Source organism: Aquimarina atlantica (genome assembly GCF_000626715.1).
Taxonomy (GTDB): Bacteria; Bacteroidota; Bacteroidia; order Flavobacteriales; family Flavobacteriaceae; genus Aquimarina; species Aquimarina atlantica.
In genome coordinates this window covers 1-20389 of record NZ_AQRA01000017.1, presented here as the reverse complement: position 1 = coordinate 20389, position 20389 = coordinate 1, and the positions used below count along the sequence as shown (strand labels likewise).

Below are 20389 nucleotides of genomic sequence, written 5' to 3'. Positions count from 1 at the left end.
AATGCAGCTTAATGACATTTCTATCAGAACGACCATTAAACCTGGTGACCTGGGGTATATCATTCATCGTCACGGTAAAATATACGGAGAAGAATATAATTACGGCGTAGCATTCGAAACCTATGTTGGAGAAGGAATGCACGAATTTTATAAGAGTTATAATCCCGAAATGGACCGAGTCTGGATATGTGAGCATAATGACAAAATTGTAGGTTTTGTTCTATTAATGCATAGAGGGAACAAAACTGCTCAACTTCGGTATTTCTATCTCGAACCAGCTTATAGAGGATTAGGACTGGGGAAAAAATTAATGTCTCTTTTTATGGATTTCTTTTATAAAAAAGGGTACCAATCTGCCTATTTATGGACTACACACGAATTATCTGCTGCGGCTTCGTTATATAAAAAGCATGGATTTAAATTAACAGAATCAAAAAAATCAATCGCTTTTGAAAAACCCGTGATAGAAAATCGCTATGATTTGTCGACTATACCTAAAAACTATTGAAGAAAATAAAGAAATCATCATGATGTATTGTATCCTTTTTGACGACAATTCATATCCCCCCTTTCAGAAATTTTATACATCACTCACATCAATATTTCAATTAAATTTTCATAAAATTGTATAGCTAAGAAATACTGGCAGAAATAATATCGCTATCAAAACAGTAGTATAAATCATGGCTATGATTGAAAATAGTATCTCCTTTATAGCTGAAATGTCGTTATCAACAAAAAATGATATGAAAAAATTAAACATCATCTATCTCCTACTCATCTGTATCGTTCATGTTTCACTGAATTCCTGTAAAAACAATTCGAGCACTCAGGAAAGTACAAACCCCGAACCTCGGCAAGTAGATAAAGAAAATACTACACTAACAGAAGAAGAGCCCAAACCAACTAAATATCCTACACTAAACATTAAGCCAAATGATCAAATAAACTCCCCTATCGAAATAAAAGTGAACTCTGAAGGAGTTTGGTTTGCCAGTGAAGGGGAACTTGGATGGATTCAATTAATTGATGACAAAGGAAATGAATTAGCAAAAGGAATATTAAGCGCAGATGGGGATTGGATGAAAAGTGGTCCTGTAATGTTTTCGACTACCTTAACCTTTGATTCAAAAAATATAGAAACCGGTAAACTAATCGTTCATAACAACCCGGGAGAAGGAGACGGCGACGAAGCGGGAGAATCAATACATTTTGAAATCCCTGTCATTTTTTAGTCTCAAAAATGAATGTAAAGAAACCAGGAAGTGAAGAAAAAAAATTGATTCTAGAACAAGTAGACGATAATCACAAGATTCCTTTCGAATTACTTGAGTTGGCTGATCCATCAAGAAGTCAAATAGAAGAATACATAAAGACAGGGCAATGTTATATTGCAAAATTAAACTCTAAACTTATTGGAAGTATTGTGCTAAAAGAATTGACACCAACTACCATAGAAATAAAAAATATAGTAGTTAATGAATCTTTTCAGAATAAAGGGTATGGTAAACAATTATTGAGGTATGTACATGAAATAGCATTAAGGTCTATGTACAAAAAAATTGTTATTGGTACAGGTAATTCAAGTATTAAACAACTAGCTTTATACCAAAAAGAGGGATTCGAGATTTGTAGGATTGAAAAAGACTTTTTTATCGACAATTATAATCAACCATTTTTTGAAAACGGAATTCAATGTAAACATATGATTATCCTCGAAAAAGAAATATAAAATAACTTATGAATTACCAAAATGGCTTCTGAAATATGCAAAATGGATCATCTCTTCTATTAATGCATTGAGAACATAATAGGAGTTTTAAATATATTGAAATTTTTAAACGAATAAAACAAGTGAGTACTAAAGATACTTTTATGATGGATGGCTATGAAAGCCTAAATGATTACTGGGCAAAAACAAAATTAAGTTTGCTGCAGAAACTAAAAGTACATACTGTTGCTATTTTTATTACCATATTTAAACTTATCATTAAACCTATCAGATTTATATTGGGCAAAAACTTTAATTTACTCTCTAATATTGATGAGGATTTAGGTGAGTTTGAGATCTTAGGTAGCAAAAGAAAAGAAGAATTTGGGGAACATTACCTTACGCAACCAGAAATAGACAAGTTTATAAGTAGTGGTATTCATGGGCCATTTCGTGTATTAGATACTATGGAAGCCGAAAATCTTGCAAATGAAAGTGATGAGTTATTTAGAAAACACTTTCATGAAACGACCATATTTGGTAAAGATATTTTGAGTTCGTTAAAAGCATCTGGTGATTACTCTATTAATTATTTAGGTTTTTTTCAAGGATCAAAGTACAAAAGGCTTTGGGACGTATTGGTACACCCTAAACTATCACAGCCGCTTCAAAGTATTTTAGGGGATGATTTATTATGTTGGAGATCCCAGTTTTTTGAAAAAAAACCAGGTCAGGAAGGTACGTTTTGGCATCAAACAGGTACATTTCGAGAATCTGATGAAAAACCAAAATTAGAACCCACTCGTCCTACACACCCTGCAATTGCACAATTATCTGTATGGATCGCTCTACGAGATACTAATAAAGAGACAGGATGTCTACGTATGATAGAAGGCTCATTTCGGGATGGACGTTTCGAAAGAATTGTAACTAATATCCAGGATGATTTAACTGGTTATTTAATGTCTCTGCCCTATTCAGAAATTACCAAAACCCTAAAAACTATTTGGTATACTACAGGTAATTTTAAGAAAGCACAACTAGTATTTGAGAAGATAAAAAAAAAGGTGCCCTCTCTTTTCGAAAATGTTACCATTAGAGATCTGGAAATGAAAGCAGGCGAGGCAATTATTTTTACCTCCTTAAACACTCATGCATCGTATGCGAATACTTCTAAGGATCGTGTGCGCCTTGCTATGGCAGGAAGATATACTCGATCAGATGTTCACATATTTAAACATGAATCTATTTCTGTATTACCTACCAAAAGTGGTGGCATTCCTTATAATGTACATAAAGAACCTTCTATCCCTGTGTGTGGTAATCCTAAACATTCAAAAACTAATAATATTATAGCAGAATACCCTTTATCATAAAAGAAGTAAAGATTAAGTAAAACTTGGTTCATGTAACCTTTTTTTATAATCAGACGGAGTCATCCCTTTTATTTCCTTAAATTTTCTATTAAAATTAGACAGATTTTTAAAGCCACTCCGATAAGAAACTTCAGAAATAGTGATATCCAATTCTCTCGATATTAATCTACACGCATTCTCAATTCGTACCTCGATCAAAAACTGAAAGAAGGTTTTATTAGTTCGCTGCTTAAAATATCGACAAAAAGCATTAGGAGTCATATTAGCCAGATCAGCTACCTCTTTCAGAGAGAAATCTCTATTAAACTCATCCATTACTACCTGAAAAACTTTTGCCATTCTCTTTCCTTCATTATCGGTATATGCTCTTTTTGAAATGAAAGATGATATGGTTTCGGTTTTTGATGTTTTCAGTATTTTTAAAATCTTCAAAAAAATGGTAAAGCGATCTAGTTTTTCTTTTTTCTCAACAATTTTCAAAAACTGTTTTTTTAATTTTTCTTTTTTAGAAAGCACTCTGATCCCATATACCGAGTTTCTAAAAAATCCCGATAAATCATTAAATTCAGGAAGTTTAAAAAATAGATTTCCAAAAGATTCTTTAGTAAAAAAAAGAGAAATCATATATGACTCTACAGGAGAAGAGGCACTCTTTAATACGTGAGGAACATTACTTCCAAAAATCAAAATATCATTAGGCTTATAATCCGTAATCGTATCTCCTACGATTAAGCTCCCCTCTCCAGATATTATAATCGATATCTGTATCTCTTCATGCTGATGAAATTTATCATAAAAAACAACTTCCTTATCTTCCTGAACGATTAAGGTATCAGTCGAGGATTTCGGTATTTTAAAAGGTAGTGCTTTCATTTCTAATTCATCTATGAATCAATATTAATCATAATTATGCATATATTAACAATAAAAGGTAATATAGTATCATATATAGATAATTTCTCAATGTATCTTTCATGGGTTTCATAATATCTTTGAAAAAATTTAAATATGGCTATAGATTGGAAAGGTGTAATGCCTGCAGTGACTACAAAATTCACAAAAGACGATACACTAGACTTAAAAATGTTTGAAATTAATATCAATGCCCAACTTAAAGCTGGAGTTCACGGAATTATACTAGGCGGGACTTTGGGTGAAGCAAGTACATTAACTGATGATGAAAAAAGAACTTTGGTTAAAACCACTGTCGATATTGTTAAAGACAAAGTTCCGGTTATCATTAATATTGCAGAACAAACTACAAAAGGAGCGATTGAGGCTGCTAAAAAAGCAAAAGAAGATGGAGCTAGTGGTTTGATGATGCTCCCTCCAATGCGATATAAAGCAGGAGATCGAGAAACTGTAATGTATTTTAAAGAGGTAGCCAAAAGCACAGATCTACCCATAATGGTTTATAATAATCCTGTTGATTATAAGATAGAAGTTTCTTTGGATATGTTTGAAGAGCTATTAGTATTAGATAATATACAGGCTGTAAAAGAATCTACAAGAGATATTTCTAATATAACACGAATTAAAAATCGCTTTGGTGATAGATTAAAAATCCTAAGCGGAGTAGACACATTAGCTCTCGAAAGTTTATTGATGGGTGCAGATGGTTGGGTTGCTGGGTTAGTAGATGCTTTCCCAGAAGAAACTGTAGCTATTTATGAACTTCAGAAAGCTGGTCGAATTAAAGAGGCTATAGCGATTTATCGTTGGTTTTTACCTTTGCTGGAGTTAGACATAAACCCTAAATTAGTACAAAATATAAAACTAGCAGAAGTAGCTACCGGAATCGGTACAGAATATGTACGCCCTCCCAGGCTACCACTGGTTGGAGATGAACGTAAAAAAGTATTAGAAATTATTGAAACTGGTCTAAAAACAAGACCGCAATTACCCAAATACAAAAACATTGAATTAGTAGATTAGTCTTTAACAGTGATGTTTCTAAAAATAATAAAGACAGCAGCATTCCTTCATTAAAAATTGATCTATTTTCACATTAAATCATTTTGAGATTATGATAACAGGCAAAAACTATATAGGAAATCAGCTTTCGGCTATAGGGAGTAAAACCTATACGACTTTTAATCCTAAGTTGAATATTGAAAATAAACATACATTTTTTGAAGCTTCGAAAGAAGAAATCGAAAAAGCAGTAGTATTAGCTTCTGAAGCTTTTGAAGTTTTTAGAAAGGTTTCTGGCGCTAAAAAGGCAGAATTTTTAAATGCTATTGCCGATGAGATCCTGGCTTTAGATGATCTTTTAATAGAGACATATAGATCAGAGACCGGTTTACCAGAAGGAAGAGCAAAAGGTGAGCGAGGCAGAACGATAGGGCAATTAAGAACTTTTGCCGATTTGGTAGCCGAAGGATCATGGGTAGAGGCCTCTATAGATACTGCTGATTTAGATCGCAGTCCTATTCCTAAGCAAGATATTCGTAAAATGCTGGTTCCTTTAGGTCCTGTTGTAGTTTTTGGGGCAAGTAATTTTCCTTTAGCCTACTCTACAGCGGGAGGTGATACTGCTGCCGCATTTGCTGCGGGGTGCCCTGTTATTGTAAAATCACACCCTATGCATGCAGGAACTGGAGAATTAGTATCTGCTGCAATTATCAAAGCAGCCACAAAAACAGGAATGCCAAATGGCGTATTTTCTAACCTCAATAGCTCAGGAATTGAAGTAGGTGTTCAATTAGTAGAACATCCTGCAGTAAAAGCTGTTGGTTTTACAGGAAGTATTAGAGGAGGTAGAGCTTTATTTGATTTAGCTTCAAAACGACCAGAGCCAATCCCGGTATTTGCAGAAATGGGAAGTATAAACCCTGTAGTTTTATTACCCGAAGCAACAATTACGAAAGGAGTCGATTTGGCTAAAACCTATGCAAAATCAATAACGCTAGGGGCTGGCCAGTTTTGTACAAATCCCGGTTTGCTCATAGGTATTAAAGGAGAAGCCTTAACTAATTTTATAACAACACTTTCTGAAGAAATTGTAAAAATTGAACCTTCCTGTATGTTGCATCCCAATATTATTGGAAATTTTGAAAGAAACAAAACAAATGCATTGCAACAAAGTGGGTTATCTGTTACCGCAGAACTTGATAGTGATGTTGCTGTAAATTATGCAAGACAAACGGTTACTACAGTAGAAGGAAAAACATTTTTAGAAAATACAACCTTACATCAAGAAGTATTTGGGCCATTCTCTATGGTTGTGCAATGCCAGGATATCGAACAATTAGAAACTATAATTAACACCTTAGAAGGGCAACTTACAGGGACCATTATTGCAGAAAACGAAGAAGCACTACAATACAATACGGTAATTGATGCATTGCAAAACAGAGTAGGAAGAATCATCTTTAATGGGGTTCCTACGGGAGTAGAAGTATGCCCATCTATGCTGCATGGTGGTCCATATCCTGCATCAACAGATAGTAGGTTTACAGCAGTTGGTATTCATTCTATTAAACGATGGGTACGTCCATTTAGCTATCAAAGCTGGCCTAATAATTTATTACCAGACGAACTTAAGAATGAAAATCCTCTGGGGATTTCCAGGCTAGTTAATGGTAAACATACAGATTCTAAAATCTGATTTTTGTAATCAACATTTAAAAAATTAATACTCATTTAGAATGAAATTTTTCAAAATTATAGCAATTCTAATATTGGTTTTCTGTTTTAGTTGTAAAGAACAGAAACAGAAAGATTCATCAGCTTCATTACATCAAATTATTACAGAAATTGAAGAAAGAGAAGGGTATGATGAAGAAGCATATCCTCTAGGTCTTTTCACCAAAGAATATTTCAAAAAAGAAGCTGATTTTGCTCAAAAAAAGATAGAAGAACTAAATGGTATTGATGCTACACAACTTAAAGAAACCGACAAAATATCTCTAGAGTTATTAAAATTTACCTTGCAAAGAACTGTTGATTTTTATGAGTTTGAAGCTTATCTCAATCCTTTATTATCTGATTCTGGATTTCATAGTAATCTCAACTATATGGTTAGGCCTTTGGCCAATTATAAGCAGGTTAAAAAATATTTAAATAGACTTAATGCAATTCCCGAATTTGTTGATCAGCATTTTATAAACTTAAGAGAAGGTCTTGAAAAAGGAGTTTCTCAACCAAGAGTCATTTTTAAAGGATATGAATCAACATATAATGACCATATCGTTGATAGCGTTGAAAACAGTTATTTCTATTCTCCTTTTAAAGACTTACCAGAAGTTTTAACGCAAACTCAAAAAGATTCTATACATACTGCAGCTAGAGAAATAATTAAAAACAAGGTTATTCCACAGTTTAAAAGAATAAAGGCATTCTTTGAAACCGAATATTTGCCTAAGACAAGAACCGCTATTGGTGTATCTCAGACTCCAAATGGTGAAGCTTATTATCAAAACAGGATTAACTTTTATACGACAAGTACTACATATACTGCAGATGAGATTCATAATATAGGATTAAAAGAAGTTGCCAGAATAAAAGCGCAAATGCAAGTAATAATAAAAGAGCTTAACTTTCAGGGTAGTTTTTCGGACTTTTTTAAATTTCTTCGTACCGATGAGCAATTCTATGCAAAAACGCCTGAAGAATTACTCATGATTGCCCGTGATATGGCTAAGCGAGCAGACGAGCAACTACCACGTTTTTTTAAGACATTACCCAGAAAACCATATGGAGTAGCTCCTGTACCAGATGCTATTGCTCCAAAATACACTAGTGGTCGATATGTAGGAACAGAAGCAAATAGTACCGATCCGGGATATTATTGGGTAAACACTTATGATTTACCAAGCAGAACACTATATACACTACCATCACTTACCGTACATGAAGCAGTACCCGGGCATCACTTGCAAGGCAGTTTAAATAATGAATTAGGAGATAGCATACCACAATTTAGAAAAGATTTATATCTATCTGCATATGGAGAAGGCTGGGGATTATATGCTGAGTTTCTGGCAGAAGAAATGGGAATGTATACTACTCCTTATGAGCAATTTGGAAAACTCACCTATGAAATGTGGCGAGCATGTCGCTTAGTTGTAGATACAGGAATTCATGCAAAAGGATGGACGCGTGAACAAGTCATCGATTTTATGTCTTCAAATACAGCATTATCATTACACGAAATACATACAGAAACCGATCGATATATTTCATGGCCAGGTCAGGCTTTGTCGTATAAAATTGGTGAATTAAAAATTAGAGAATTGCGTAAAAAAGCTGAAACCGCTTTGGGAAATAAATTTGATATCAGAGAATTTCATGAAATTATTCTTGAGCAAGGTACAGTTACGCTTTCCATCTTAGAAAATAGAATTAATACTTATATCGAAAAAACAAAAAATGGCTAGAACCACTTTTAAATGCATCGATGCTCATACCTGCGGAAACCCAGTAAGAGTAGTTACAACGGGCAGACCCGATCTAATTGGAAAAACGATGAGCGAAAAACGTCAACATTTCCTCAACACATATGATTGGATAAGAAAAGGATTAATGTATGAGCCTAGAGGGCACGATATGATGAGTGGTAGTTTCTTGTTCGAACCACACCATCCCGATAATGATTTTTCTATTCTATTTATAGAAACCTCTGGGTGTCTTCCTATGTGTGGCCATGGCACTATCGGGACTATCACCATAGCCATAGAAGAAGGATTGATACAACCCAAAACTCCTGGAAAAATTAGAATGGAAGCCCCGGCAGGTCTGGTAGAAATAGAATACCAGCAAACCAATAAAAAAGTAGATTGGGTAAAACTCAAAAATGTAAAATCATATCTGGCAGCAGAAGATTTAACCATAGAATGTCCAGAATTAGGAGAATTGGTTTTTGATGTTGCCTATGGCGGAAATTTTTATGCTATTGTAGATCCTCAAAAAAACTTTAGCGGGGTCCATGATTTTACAGCAAGTAAGTTAATCCAGTATTCTCAAATTGTACGTGAGCGTATTAACAAAAAATATCCCAACGCATTTATTCATCCAGAAAATGATACGATCAGAGATGTAAGTCATATGCTTTGGACAGGAGATCCTATCAACCCCGATTCATCGGGTAGAAATGCCGTTTTTTATGGAGACAAAGCTATTGATCGTTCTCCTTGCGGAACAGGAACCTCTGCAAGAATCGCACAGTTATATGCCAAAGGAAAACTACAACCAGGAGAAGAATTCGTTCACGAAAGTTTTATCGGAAGTACATTTATAGGTCGAATCGAAGAAGAAACACAATTAGGTGATATAAAAGCTATTATCCCAAGTATTCAGGGTTGGGCAAAAGTTTATGGATACAATACTATCATTATTGATGATGAAGATGATCCATATGCACATGGTTTTCAGGTTATTTAGACATTGATTTAATGCTATAATGAGAAAATGATTGAATAATTATATATGGAAAAACAAGAGTTCATCGAGAAATTTAAAAAGCGAACTAAAAAACTGTCTGTTGATATTATTTTAATGTACAACACACTCCAAAAAACCGAAGCTACTAAAATAATTGGTTATCAAATTATTAAAAGTGCTACATCCACAGCTGCAAATTATAGAGCATCTTGTATTTCTAGATCTAAAAAAGAATTTTATTCCAAAATTTCTATAACTGTCGAGGAAGCAGATGAAACTGTATTTTGGTTAGAGGTATTAAAAGACTCTAAATTAGCACCTGAAGATTCTATTAACCCATTATTAATTGAAGCTATCGAAATATCAAAAGTAGTTTCAAAAGCTAGAAAAAATACAACGTTTGATTAAAAATTACCATTTAACACATATTCATTGTTTCATTAAAACATTAAATCATTCATTCATTAAATCATTCATTCATTAAATCATCAAATAGATGAAAAATTGTATTGTTATCGGAGGCGGAATCATAGGATTATGTTCTGCATATTATTTACATAAAGAAGGACATCATGTTACTGTAATTGACCAATCTGCAATGGATTCTGGTGCTTCTTATGTTAATGCAGGCTATCTTTCGCCAAGTCATATCATCCCTCTTGCAGCACCAGGTGTAATGAAAAAAGGATTAAAATGGATGTTTAACCCTACTAGCCCATTATTTATAAAACCCCGTCTTAATTCGGATTTCTTACGTTGGACGTGGGCATTTAACAAATCTTGCTCGGTAAAAAATGTAAATCGAGGTATTGCTGCCATTAAAGATATTGCAGTATTAGGTAGAGATTTGTATTCTGAAATCAGATCTGATGAAAATTTCACATTTCAGTTAGAAAAAAAGGGGCTTTTAATGGTCTGCCAAACCGAAAAAATGCTCGAAGAAGAAATTCATGTTGGCAGGATAGCAATCAAAGAAGGATTGCCCGTAAAAGAACTTTCATTTGATGAATTGAAACAAATAGAACCTAATGTACAATTACAGGCAAAAGGAGCAGTACTTTATGAATGTGATTGGCATACTACTCCACAAACCTTTATGGATGAAATGAAAGCTTTTCTCGAAGCTTCTGGGGTAACAATTCATAAGAATGAAAAGGTAGAAGATATTCATGTAGAAAACAATAAAATTACTTCTATACATACTAAGAATACATCATACACAGCAGATGAATTTGTATTAGCAGCAGGATCATGGTCGAATTTGCTAAGCAAAAAATTAGGGATCAAATTGTTACTAGAAGCTGGAAAAGGATATCGTATTAATTCTGAAAGAGATTTAGGAATAACCATGCCGGCTATACTAACCGAGGCTAAAATTGCAGTAACCCCAATGCAGGGATTTACCAGATTTGCCGGTACTATGGAAATAGCAGGTATTAATCATAATATTAATAAGGTGAGAGTAGAAACTATCGCCAATGCCACGCAGCGGTATTATCCCGATATTAAACTTTCTAATACAGAAAAAGAGGCAGCTACATCTGGTCTTAGGCCTGTTTCTCCAGATGGGTTACCCTATATTGGTAAGTCTGGCGCATGCAACAATCTTACTATTGCTACCGGGCATGCTATGATGGGCTGGACTATGGGAACTTCTACAGGAAAACTGGTTTCAGAAATTATTTCTGATCAAAAACCTTCTTTGAATCTAGAAGCTTATCATCCTGATCGTAAGTTTTAATCAAAGAAAGTTCTATAGTCAAAGAAGGTTTCTATTTTATTTACATAATATTTGTAGTAAATAATAAGATCTTATTATCTATTGCATGAATGATTAGCACCATTTATAATACGAGATATTAAACTGCCATCTGTATCGTCAACTCTAATAAGATCATCCTTATTTCCTCCTTTTATTCTGGCTATATTAGAATCGGTAAGTTTGGTTACATTAATTTTTTTTAATTCGAGTTTTACTTTTTTATTCGTTTTCATGATGAGTTAATTTGAAATTTGTTATAATGTAAATGTAACCAACAAAAATTAATTGTTATATACATTTCTTATTGTTCTAGGTAAGATTTATAAATATGTAGTGGTTTTTACCAACCACATAAAACTTTTAAGCTACTCATTTTCAAATTCTTTTATATACTCGGCAGGATTACATCCATTTTGTTTATAAAAGGCTTTAACAAAAGACTGAATATTATTAAAGCCTACTTCTTTTGCCATAGATGTTATAGAATAGTGCCTAAATTTTTTATCATTTTTGATTTGTTGTATGCAATATTCAATACGTAAATCATTAATATAGTTAGCAAAGTTTTTTTCTTTATCCATATTGATAATCCTGGATAAATATGTCGAATTTGTTTTTAGTTTTTTGGCAACTATAGCTAATGTTAAACCATTTTTTAAAAAGGTTTTATTTTTCTCAAACTCTTCTAATTTCTTCAGAATATCATCTCTTAATTCTGGTGCGATTTCAACATCTTTAGTCTTCTGTGCTTTCTTTTTATTTAGATGTTTTGCATGTAGTAATTTTTCCTGGTATTCTTTTTCATAGTTTTTCTTTCTCTTTTTGTAGAAATAAAAATATCCCAGGCTTATCAATATAATAGTTAATCCACCAAAAATCCATAACTGGTTTATGGTTGTTCTATTATGATTTTTAATACTATCTATTAATTGTTCTTTGTCTTTGATAAGTTGTACATTATCATACTTTTTTACAATATTAATATGTAACTTGTTATACTTTACAGAAAAACTACTATCCAGTTTTATCAGTTTTTCCATGATTCTTAACTGATTAGCTTTATCGTTTTTCTTCTTGTAATGATCTATAAGTAATGTAAAAGCTTCTCTGGTTTCTAATATATAGTTAGAAGCATGTATGGCAGAGTCTATTTTTTTTAAATACCCAATAGCTTCTTCTTCCTGTTCTAGTTGTAGCAGTGTTTTTCCTAAATATAAATAGGTAATAAGTATATTAGTGTACGGAGTTTTTTTGGAAAGAGATAGAGACTTTTTTAAACTATCCTGTGCAGTGTTATATTCTTTTCTATAATAACTATTAACTCCATAAGATGAAAGTAACTCAGAATAGAAATGTGGGATATCTCCTGATAGAGTCGATGCAATTCCTTTTTTCAAATAGAAATGTGCAGTATCATATTTTTTAAACAAATTATAACTATCCGACAGTTTACAGAGAGTAGCAATATAATGTGATCTAAATTTACCAATAGTATCCTGAGTCGATAGGAGGTTTAAATTTTTTTTATAGATTTCTAAGGATTCTTCATCCTTTCCCAGGATGGTCTTGAGTATTGCAATATTATGCGTTATAGCAATAATATGACCAATATTATTATTGATTTCTGCATGTTTTTTTGAAATCAAATACGAAGTCAGAGCTTCATTATATCGTTCTAATTTTTGCAAAAGATAGCCTCTTAAAAGATACCCTCTTGCCGGGTAGAATTCATTTTTTACACCTTTGGTAACAACAATCATAGAATCTGTGTATGCCAAAGCTATTTTTGGATTATTTATATTCATTTCAAAGAATATTTGATATCCATTTGCTATCTCAATACTATCCTTGTCTTTCTTTGCTCTGGTAAGATATGTATTCGATATTTTTTTTACTAAAACCGAATCTTTATAATGTTTAATAAAAAGTGATCGCAATTCATCAAATGTTTTATGTGTTAATGAATCCGAAACTGAATATTGTTTTATACTAATCCTATTTTTCGTTATCATACTTACTCCTCTAGCAGGGAGAAAGGTTAAGCTTATAAAAATTAAAACAATACTATAAATATTCTTCATTCCTATATTCAAAGTGAATAGTTAAAAATTGTTGACAAGATAAGGGATAACCGTATAAATGTACATTTTTAATTAAAAAACAAATACATTAACAAAAAGGTTTTTGAGATCAAAAGTAATATCACTTTTCTATTATCCTACTAATAATAGCAATTAATTTAGATAAGCATATTCATCAATTATTTCATTGTAAACCTACAAAAACAAGGTTTTTTCAGGTGTCAAAACCTTAATATATAATAAATCGGGACTTTGTTTAGCTATTTTTGATCTTGTCAGTTACAGTTTTATATATTTTGTTGCGTATATCGTTTCGAAAAATGTGTCTGGAAACATTTTCTTGTATTACCGAAGAGATATATTTTCTAACAAAAAAGTAGATAATTCTTCTGTTTTTTCTAAATAAATTTACAGAATATTAAAACTGAATAGTAGCCGATTATACTATCATATCATTTAATTCTGATATCAATCATTACAGTCTTTTGATTTCTGAGGATTTGGGCACATCTTTTTTTTGACAAAAACAGTACTACCAGTATATAAATATATTTAACAGACCAATACAGAATAATGGTTAAGATTTATAAATATACTGATCAAGATTTATAAATCCTAAGTTATTCCTGTTGTCATAGTGTGATTTCCGCCTTTATCTTTGTTTCAAAATAAGCCAACATAGATCTACACAAAATTTGTAATAAATAATCAAAAAACATCCTCAATACAAAGCCTAAAAACAAATTCTATTAACTATTTATCAAATTAAAACTAACTCATTCATACTTATGAAAAAAATTATCTTTTTGGGTATACTACTATGCCTTACCCTAACCTCTTATGCGCAAAATATTTATATTCCTGATGGTAATTTCAAGAACGCTTTACTAAATTACTCTCCAGCCATTGACAAAAACGGGGATGGGGAAATTAGTAAAACTGAAGCAGAAAAAGTTTCATACATAGTGGTTACAAATAAGAACATTAACAACCTTTCTGGGATAGAGCACTTTACAAATATTACATCTCTTAACGTTTCTAAAAACAAGTTAATCTCTCTGAATCTTACAAAAAACACTAAACTACAGTATTTATATGCTAGTCAAAATCAGTTGACTAATTTAAATGTATCTGGGTGTACACAATTAGAACGATTAGATGCAAGTAACAATCAATTAGCACAATTGGATGTGTCTAAAAATGCGATATTATTTGAATTAAAAATATACAATAATAAATTTAAAAGAATTAATATTGATAGTAATACAAAACTATCTATACTTCATGCATGGACTAACCAATTAGAAGAATTAAATAGTACTAAAAACCTAAATTTAACCAGGTTATATTTATGGGGAAATAAATTAACAAGCTTAGATGTTTCTAAAAACACAAAATTAGATGAATTAAATATTGGTAATAACTTACTAACTACTATAGACGCTTCTAAAAATACAATGCTTACTCATTTAGATGTAAGAGAAAGTCTGTTGACTAGTTTAAAATTACCTGTTACCCCAACACTGAGGCTTATAAACGTTGAAAAAAACAAATTAACATCTATCAATCTTACCGGAAATCCTAATCTAGAGAGGTTAGATATAGGTTCTAATGCGTTAACAGAAATAGATCTTTCTAAAAACACCAACCTCGTTTCTCTATATTGCTCAAAAAACAAGATAACTAAACTGGATGCCAGAAACTGTAAAATTGTTAATCTAGATGTTAGTGATAATAGCGAGTTAAAAACCATGTTTTTAACACATCGATACCTAAGTAAATATATTAAGATCGATAAATGCCCCAAACTAGAATTTATTTGCCTGCACAAATATTATTCGGATACTGCTTACATACAAAATAGAGTTAATGCTTTAGGTTATAACTGTGTTATCAGTAGTGATTGTAGCTTAGCACCTACTTCTAAAATCATTAATTTTAATGACCTAAATTTTAAAGCTGGATTAGTATCAAAGTATGATATTGATGGTGATAACGAAATTTCTGTAGATGAAGCAGAAAAAGTGGGTGTCATCAATCTTGAAAATAAAAACATTAGTAATATAATTGGGATTGAATATTTTGTTAACCTAAGAGTTCTTCTTCTTAAAAACAATCAAATTTCTTCTGTAAATCTTAGTAAAAATAATAAACTAAACACTATAGATTTAGCTAATAATAAACTAACCTCAATCGATCTTAGCAATAAGCCTCTACTACGCTATCTTACTCTAGATAACAATCAATTATCACAAATATCTCTAAACAGCAGCATAGATTTACAGGTGCTACGTTTGCCTAATAATCAAATAACTACATTAGATATTACATCAAATACTAATTTAGAAACTGTAGATGTTAGTAGAAACTTAATATCGAAAATTGATATTAGAAATTGCAGATCTATAAATACATTAAACATTAGCAATAATCCAAATCTAAGACAAGCGTATCTAACAGGAAATCATTCTTTTTATCAAAGTTACCAGCATTTTTCTGGTGTAGTTCATCATGCCAGACGTCTTTACTTAGGTGGTTGTCCAAAGTTAAATTTTGTTTGTGTTAATTCTGTATCTTTTTTAAACGAAATTAAAAACTATATAAGATTTACATTAGGATATTCTAAATGTAACGTCAATACTAGTTGTAAACCTACCAAAACAAGTGCTTTTGATAATCACTTTATACTTTCACCAAACCCGGCAAAGAGTTATTTAGCATTAACTCCAAAAGATCATACAATGACAGGCAATGCTACTGTAACGATAGTAAGACTTTCTGGAGAAATTGTTAAAAAAGTAGTTGTTAAATTTATCGTTGATTCTAGAGAAGAACTCATAAGAGAAGATCCTTTTAGTGCTCCGATTCCAAGAGGTACAAATGATATATTAATGGGTCTTAATTCTGTTTTAATTGATGTTAATGGATTACCTGTTGGTCAATATATCCTTCATCTCCAATCTAGTAAAGGATTATTAACCACAAAATTTATTAAAAACTAAACAATACTATCTAAAGAAAAGAGGTTGTGTTATTTTATTTGTAAATGATCAGGGAAATAGGTTGAGTTAGAGATATAAACACCTGTAATAAGATAAAGAATATGTATTCACAACCTTTTTTACAGATAGTATTATAAAATATTGTTAAACAAACAGACCTCGTAAGCTATAGTATACGCTTTCGAGGTCTACTTTTTTAAGGTATATCAAATATTATAAGATCCCGGTTTGCTTTTTATAAAAAGCATCTTGTTGTTTTTTCATCATTTCCCGGGCAATTTTTTTCTTATATGCATATAATTCCTCTTCTTCAGAAAGGTCACCATATACTCTATCATTAATTGTATGATCTGTTTCTAACAGCACTTTTCGTTGATCTTCTTTCTGAGCAACCCATGTCTTTATTTCACCTTCTACATCTTCTAATTTAAAATCATACTCTCCTTTGGGAGAGAATAATTTTGCAAAAATAGGTGAGGTTTCTATGGCTAGAAATAATAAAAAGATAAAAAACGAAGGCAACCAAGGTAGTTCATTTAAGGCATTTACTCTAGCCATTAACCCATCAAAATTATCAATAATAGGTTGAGAAGTAGTTACTTGGTTATCATACTCGGCAGTCAATTCTGTTTTTTGAATTTCTAAGGCAGTTATTTTCTCTGCATTTGCTTTTTTCAATTCGGCCAATGCTGCCAAAGCTGCATCATGTTTTTCACGTTTTTCTTTATAAACAGGTCCTTTACCAATAATCTCGGTACCTTTTCTTCCTTCTGCTTCAGCAATATAGGTTTCATAAAGATCGTTAACCTCGGTTTCTTTGGTTGTTACTTCCTGTTTAAGTGTATTAATTTCAGAATCAATTGCGGCAATAGCCGGAGTATACTGTGTTGCTATTTGCTCTTTATTTGCTAAAGTAAAATCATTCTTTTGCTCGAGCAAAACACGATCAATTTCTTTCTCAAAAATCTTTAATTCTAACGGTTTAGAAATGACAACCGCAATAATTATGGCCAAAATAATTCTTGGTGAAGCTTGTAGGAGTTCATCCATAAAATTATCCTTCTTCTTAATAGTAGATACAATAAACCGGTCCAGATTAAAGATCAGTAGTCCCCAGATTAAACCAAAGAAGATAGCAGTAAAATAAGTATCAAATACTGTATATAGGGCATAGCTGGCAGCAATAAAAGCCATTACTGCTGTAAAGAAAACTGTTGCTCCGATACCAGCATATTTATTCTGTTCTCCATCAGAACTATCTGCTAATATATCGGCATCTGCGCCGGAGCATAAAATAAAAAAACGTTTTAACATCATCTAAGGGTTTTTTGATTGATAATAAGTATAACGCTGGTTTATAGCGATATGTTGCACAAAAAAACTCCCTACAGGGAGTTTTCGTTCTTAAAACTATCGGAAAACTGAATCTGTTAATTATTATCTTTTTCTCTTTTTTCCCGAGCTCTTTGTTGTTCTTTTCTCGCTTCTTGTATACGTTTTCGCATTTCTTTTCTCTCTTTGATAGTTTCTTTTCTTACTGCATCACGAGCTCTCTTGGCTTCGTCCATAGCTTTTCTACGGGCTTTTTCTGCCTGTTTTCTTGATTTCTCGGCTTGCTGCATAACTCGTTTCGCTTCTTCTCTACTCATTTTTGCATGAATCACAGCTTGTTTTTCGGCTTCAAATCTTGCTCTTTCAGCATTTCTCATGGCTTCTTCTCTTACCTTATAAGATTGCTCCCGGGCTCTATTTGATTCTTCCATAGCAATTACCCGGGCTTTCTCAGCCTGTTCCATCGCTATAGCTCTTACTTGTTCTGCTCTATGTCTTGATGCTTCTGCTCTCTCCATCGCCAAGGCAGCTATTTCTTCTTTTACTTGCTCTGCTTCATATCTTGCCTCCTCTGCTTGTTCAATTGCGACAGCTTTATCTATTTCTGCAAGTTCTGCGAGTTCTGCCCTCTCTCTTTCTACTTCTTCCTTTATACGCTCCGCTTCTCTTTCAATTTCTTCAAGTTCTTCAAGTTCTGCTCGGGGATAAGAAGATGCTTTCGGAAGCTTTGACACTTTTGGTGCCTTAAGTGGTTTTGGAGTTTTTATTTTTTTTGATCCTATAGGAGAAGGTGGAGGCCCAGGAACGACACCTACTCTCATTTTTGGTGGTGCCGGAGGTGAAGGTGGAATAAGGTCATGCCCATCTGGATTGGCTTTGTACAACCTTGTTTTTCGGTATACCTTATTGAGTTTTTTGAGAAACTTATCATTCGTATTTTCTAGTTTGATACTAAATTGAAACTCTGTTAACTCATGGTCTTTCCATTGTTTTGTAGCGTTATCAATAACGGTAGCCATACCGGATAAATCAGTGGTAATTCCATTAATGTTAATTTGTTCTCCACTAACTCTGATTTTCATTTTTTTATCAGGGTGAGTTGGTGCTACAGTAGTACTGATTGTTGTACTTTTTTGTTGAGCTACCATCTTATTGTTAAACAAAAGAATACATCCCAAAAGGATAGGTAGCAACAGCAACAATCGAGTTGTTGCTTTCGTTTTAGAAAATTGTTGTGACATCATAACGATTCGTTTTTTGGTTAATGAATAATTGATAGGGCTCGCTAATACAGCTTGATGAGAACTGTTTGGATAATTAACGAGTAAGTCCATATATCGATGTATTGAAAACTGTTGCTTCAATACTTTTTGATCTGCAAGAAATTCATGATTTAATTTAATTGATTTTTTTACCCAAAACCATATTGGATTAAACCAAAAAATCACTTGAAAAATCTCTACAAACAGAATATCTAAAGTATGTCTTTGTTTCACATGAGTTTTCTCATGTAATAATACTTCTTGCGGAATAGCTTTTTTCTGAAATTCTTTTTTAGGAACAAATATGTAATGTAAAAATGTATGCGGAATAATAGAATTCGTGAGTAGTACATTAACATGTGAGGGTTCTTTCAGGTTTTCATTTCTTCTCACCTTCTTTATCAAATGGTGCATATTTTTTAGAAATCTAACTGCAAAAACCAAAACACCTATACCATAAACAATCCATATAATTGTCGAAAGATAATCTGAAGATGTGGCTTCTACCTGTACATTATCTGGTAGGATTAGATGATTTACAGGTTGTTGAATATTTTCCTGATTAATTACTGTATCTGTTTCATAAGTAATAGTAATTAGCGGAATAGTATATGCAAAAATTAAGCTAAAAAGAAGATAAAACCTTTTAAAATGATGCATATTCTCTCGTTCTAAAAACAGCCTGTAAAAAGACCATAATAGCAACAAACAAAGAGACGATTTTATTATATATACAATCATTGCTTTTGTTTTTGAATTTGTTTATCTACTATCTTTTTAAGTTCTTCTAATTCTGTAGTAGATAAGTTGGTTTCTGATGTAAAAAATGATGCAAACTGCGAAGCCGAATCATTAAAAAAATTCTTAATCAGTCCATTTACATGTTTAGAAAAATAATCTGTCTTTTTTACTAATGGATAATATTCTCTTGATTTCCCGTATAACGTATAATTCACAAAACCTTTATCAATCATTCTTTTCAATAGTGTAGCTACCGTAGTAGTGGCAGGTTTCGGTTCTGGAAAAGAATCTAATAAATCCTTCATAAAGGCTTTCTCTAATTTCCAGAGATATTGCATTAATTGTTCTTCTGTTTTTGATAATTGCACTGTTCTACATTATTAGAATTTACTCTACAAATGTAGAATAAAAATTTAAAACTACAAAAAAACATGCTATAAAGTATCATTATAGCATTTATTACATATTAAAAATATTGTTATAAAACGGGGAAATTTCAACTTTATAACATTAACTCATTTAAATACATACACAAAGAAAAAAGTACTGTTAAAAAACTCAGAAATTAATGTAGATTCATTGCCAGAAGGGTTTTATTATGGCTATTGTTGATAACAATCAAGGTAAAAAATATTCTAAAAATTAATGATCAAACAATAACTAATCTATTGTATTTCTACATAAAAAAGCGGGTGTACAGTATAAGTAACTGACACCCGCTTCATATTGTCTAATCTA

General features: G+C 32.1%; 17 protein-coding genes. 11 read left to right on the top strand and 6 right to left on the bottom strand.

All coding sequences use genetic code 11. From position 1 onward, the window contains the following. The first annotated feature begins 1 nt into the window (after position 1). The 4 genes from ATO12_RS23745 (at position 2) to ATO12_RS23730 (ending at position 3087) form a co-directional block, all read left to right on the top strand. Positions 2–508: a GNAT family N-acetyltransferase gene (locus ATO12_RS23745; RefSeq protein ID WP_034247435.1), complete on the top strand. Its 507-nt coding sequence runs from the start codon at positions 2–4 to the stop codon at positions 506–508. 238 nt (positions 509–746) lie between these two features. Continuing rightward, positions 747–1235 (top strand): hypothetical protein, encoded by a 489-nt coding sequence (locus ATO12_RS23740; RefSeq protein ID WP_131248894.1) that lies wholly within the window; start codon positions 747–749, stop codon positions 1233–1235. Between the two features lie 8 nt (positions 1236–1243). Further along, complete coding sequence (locus ATO12_RS23735; protein WP_081802153.1) at positions 1244–1732, top strand: GNAT family N-acetyltransferase; 489 nt, start codon at positions 1244–1246, stop codon at positions 1730–1732. Positions 1733–1854: 122 nt separating this feature from the next. Beyond that, on the top strand, positions 1855–3087 hold the full coding sequence (locus ATO12_RS23730; protein ID WP_034247432.1) for a phytanoyl-CoA dioxygenase family protein: 1233 nt from the start codon (positions 1855–1857) through the stop codon (positions 3085–3087). 12 nt (positions 3088–3099) lie between these two features. Here ATO12_RS23730 and ATO12_RS23725 read toward each other — a convergent pair whose 3' ends face one another. Continuing rightward, positions 3100–3960 (bottom strand): AraC family transcriptional regulator, encoded by an 861-nt coding sequence (locus ATO12_RS23725; protein ID WP_034247430.1) that lies wholly within the window; start codon positions 3958–3960, stop codon positions 3100–3102. A gap of 135 nt (positions 3961–4095) precedes the next feature. On the opposite strand from ATO12_RS23725, the gene ATO12_RS23720 reads away from it, so the two are divergent. The 6 genes from ATO12_RS23720 to ATO12_RS23695 all read left to right on the top strand — a co-directional run bounded on the left by ATO12_RS23720 (position 4096) and on the right by ATO12_RS23695 (position 11212). Beyond that, complete coding sequence (locus ATO12_RS23720; protein ID WP_034247428.1) at positions 4096–5022, top strand: dihydrodipicolinate synthase family protein; 927 nt, start codon at positions 4096–4098, stop codon at positions 5020–5022. 91 nt (positions 5023–5113) lie between these two features. Next, on the top strand, positions 5114–6697 hold the full coding sequence (locus tag ATO12_RS23715) for an aldehyde dehydrogenase (NADP(+)) (RefSeq protein ID WP_034247426.1): 1584 nt from the start codon (positions 5114–5116) through the stop codon (positions 6695–6697). Between the two features lie 40 nt (positions 6698–6737). Then, complete coding sequence (locus ATO12_RS23710) at positions 6738–8468, top strand: DUF885 domain-containing protein (RefSeq protein WP_034247424.1); 1731 nt, start codon at positions 6738–6740, stop codon at positions 8466–8468. Beyond that, a complete protein-coding gene (locus tag ATO12_RS23705; RefSeq protein ID WP_034247422.1) occupies positions 8461–9471 on the top strand; it encodes a 4-hydroxyproline epimerase in 1011 nt (336 codons plus the stop codon). Before ATO12_RS23710 ends, ATO12_RS23705 begins: the two co-directional genes overlap by 8 nt. Positions 9472–9516: 45 nt before the next feature. Next, positions 9517–9879, top strand: coding sequence for a four helix bundle protein (locus ATO12_RS23700; protein WP_034247420.1), 363 nt, complete (start codon positions 9517–9519; stop codon positions 9877–9879). 88 nt (positions 9880–9967) lie between these two features. Beyond that, a complete protein-coding gene (locus tag ATO12_RS23695; protein WP_034247418.1) occupies positions 9968–11212 on the top strand; it encodes an NAD(P)/FAD-dependent oxidoreductase in 1245 nt (414 codons plus the stop codon). A 74-nt stretch (positions 11213–11286) separates the two neighbouring features. Here the strand turns inward: ATO12_RS23695 and ATO12_RS23690 are convergent, their stop codons facing one another. Together ATO12_RS23690 and ATO12_RS23685 are read right to left on the bottom strand one after the other, a co-directional pair. Continuing rightward, positions 11287–11466, bottom strand: coding sequence for a hypothetical protein (locus tag ATO12_RS23690; RefSeq protein WP_034247414.1), 180 nt, complete (start codon positions 11464–11466; stop codon positions 11287–11289). A 132-nt stretch (positions 11467–11598) separates the two neighbouring features. Then, positions 11599–13245, bottom strand: a complete 1647-nt coding sequence (locus ATO12_RS23685; protein ID WP_165583452.1) for an AraC family transcriptional regulator — start codon at positions 13243–13245, stop codon at positions 11599–11601. Positions 13246–14102: 857 nt separating this feature from the next. On the opposite strand from ATO12_RS23685, the gene ATO12_RS23680 reads away from it, so the two are divergent. Beyond that, a complete protein-coding gene (locus ATO12_RS23680; RefSeq protein WP_034247411.1) occupies positions 14103–16316 on the top strand; it encodes a leucine-rich repeat domain-containing protein in 2214 nt (737 codons plus the stop codon). A gap of 213 nt (positions 16317–16529) precedes the next feature. Here ATO12_RS23680 and ATO12_RS23675 read toward each other — a convergent pair whose 3' ends face one another. From ATO12_RS23675 to ATO12_RS23665, 3 genes are all read right to left on the bottom strand, one after another. Beyond that, on the bottom strand, positions 16530–17630 hold the full coding sequence (locus tag ATO12_RS23675) for a DUF4407 domain-containing protein (protein ID WP_034247409.1): 1101 nt from the start codon (positions 17628–17630) through the stop codon (positions 16530–16532). Between the two features lie 116 nt (positions 17631–17746). After that, the gene (locus ATO12_RS25200; protein WP_081802152.1) at positions 17747–19651 is read right to left on the bottom strand and encodes a M56 family metallopeptidase; all 1905 of its coding nucleotides are present in this window, start codon (positions 19649–19651) and stop codon (positions 17747–17749) included. After that, complete coding sequence (locus tag ATO12_RS23665; protein ID WP_025663470.1) at positions 19648–20019, bottom strand: BlaI/MecI/CopY family transcriptional regulator; 372 nt, start codon at positions 20017–20019, stop codon at positions 19648–19650. The genes ATO12_RS25200 and ATO12_RS23665 overlap by 4 nt, the downstream gene beginning before the upstream one ends. Positions 20020–20389 lie beyond the last annotated feature (370 nt).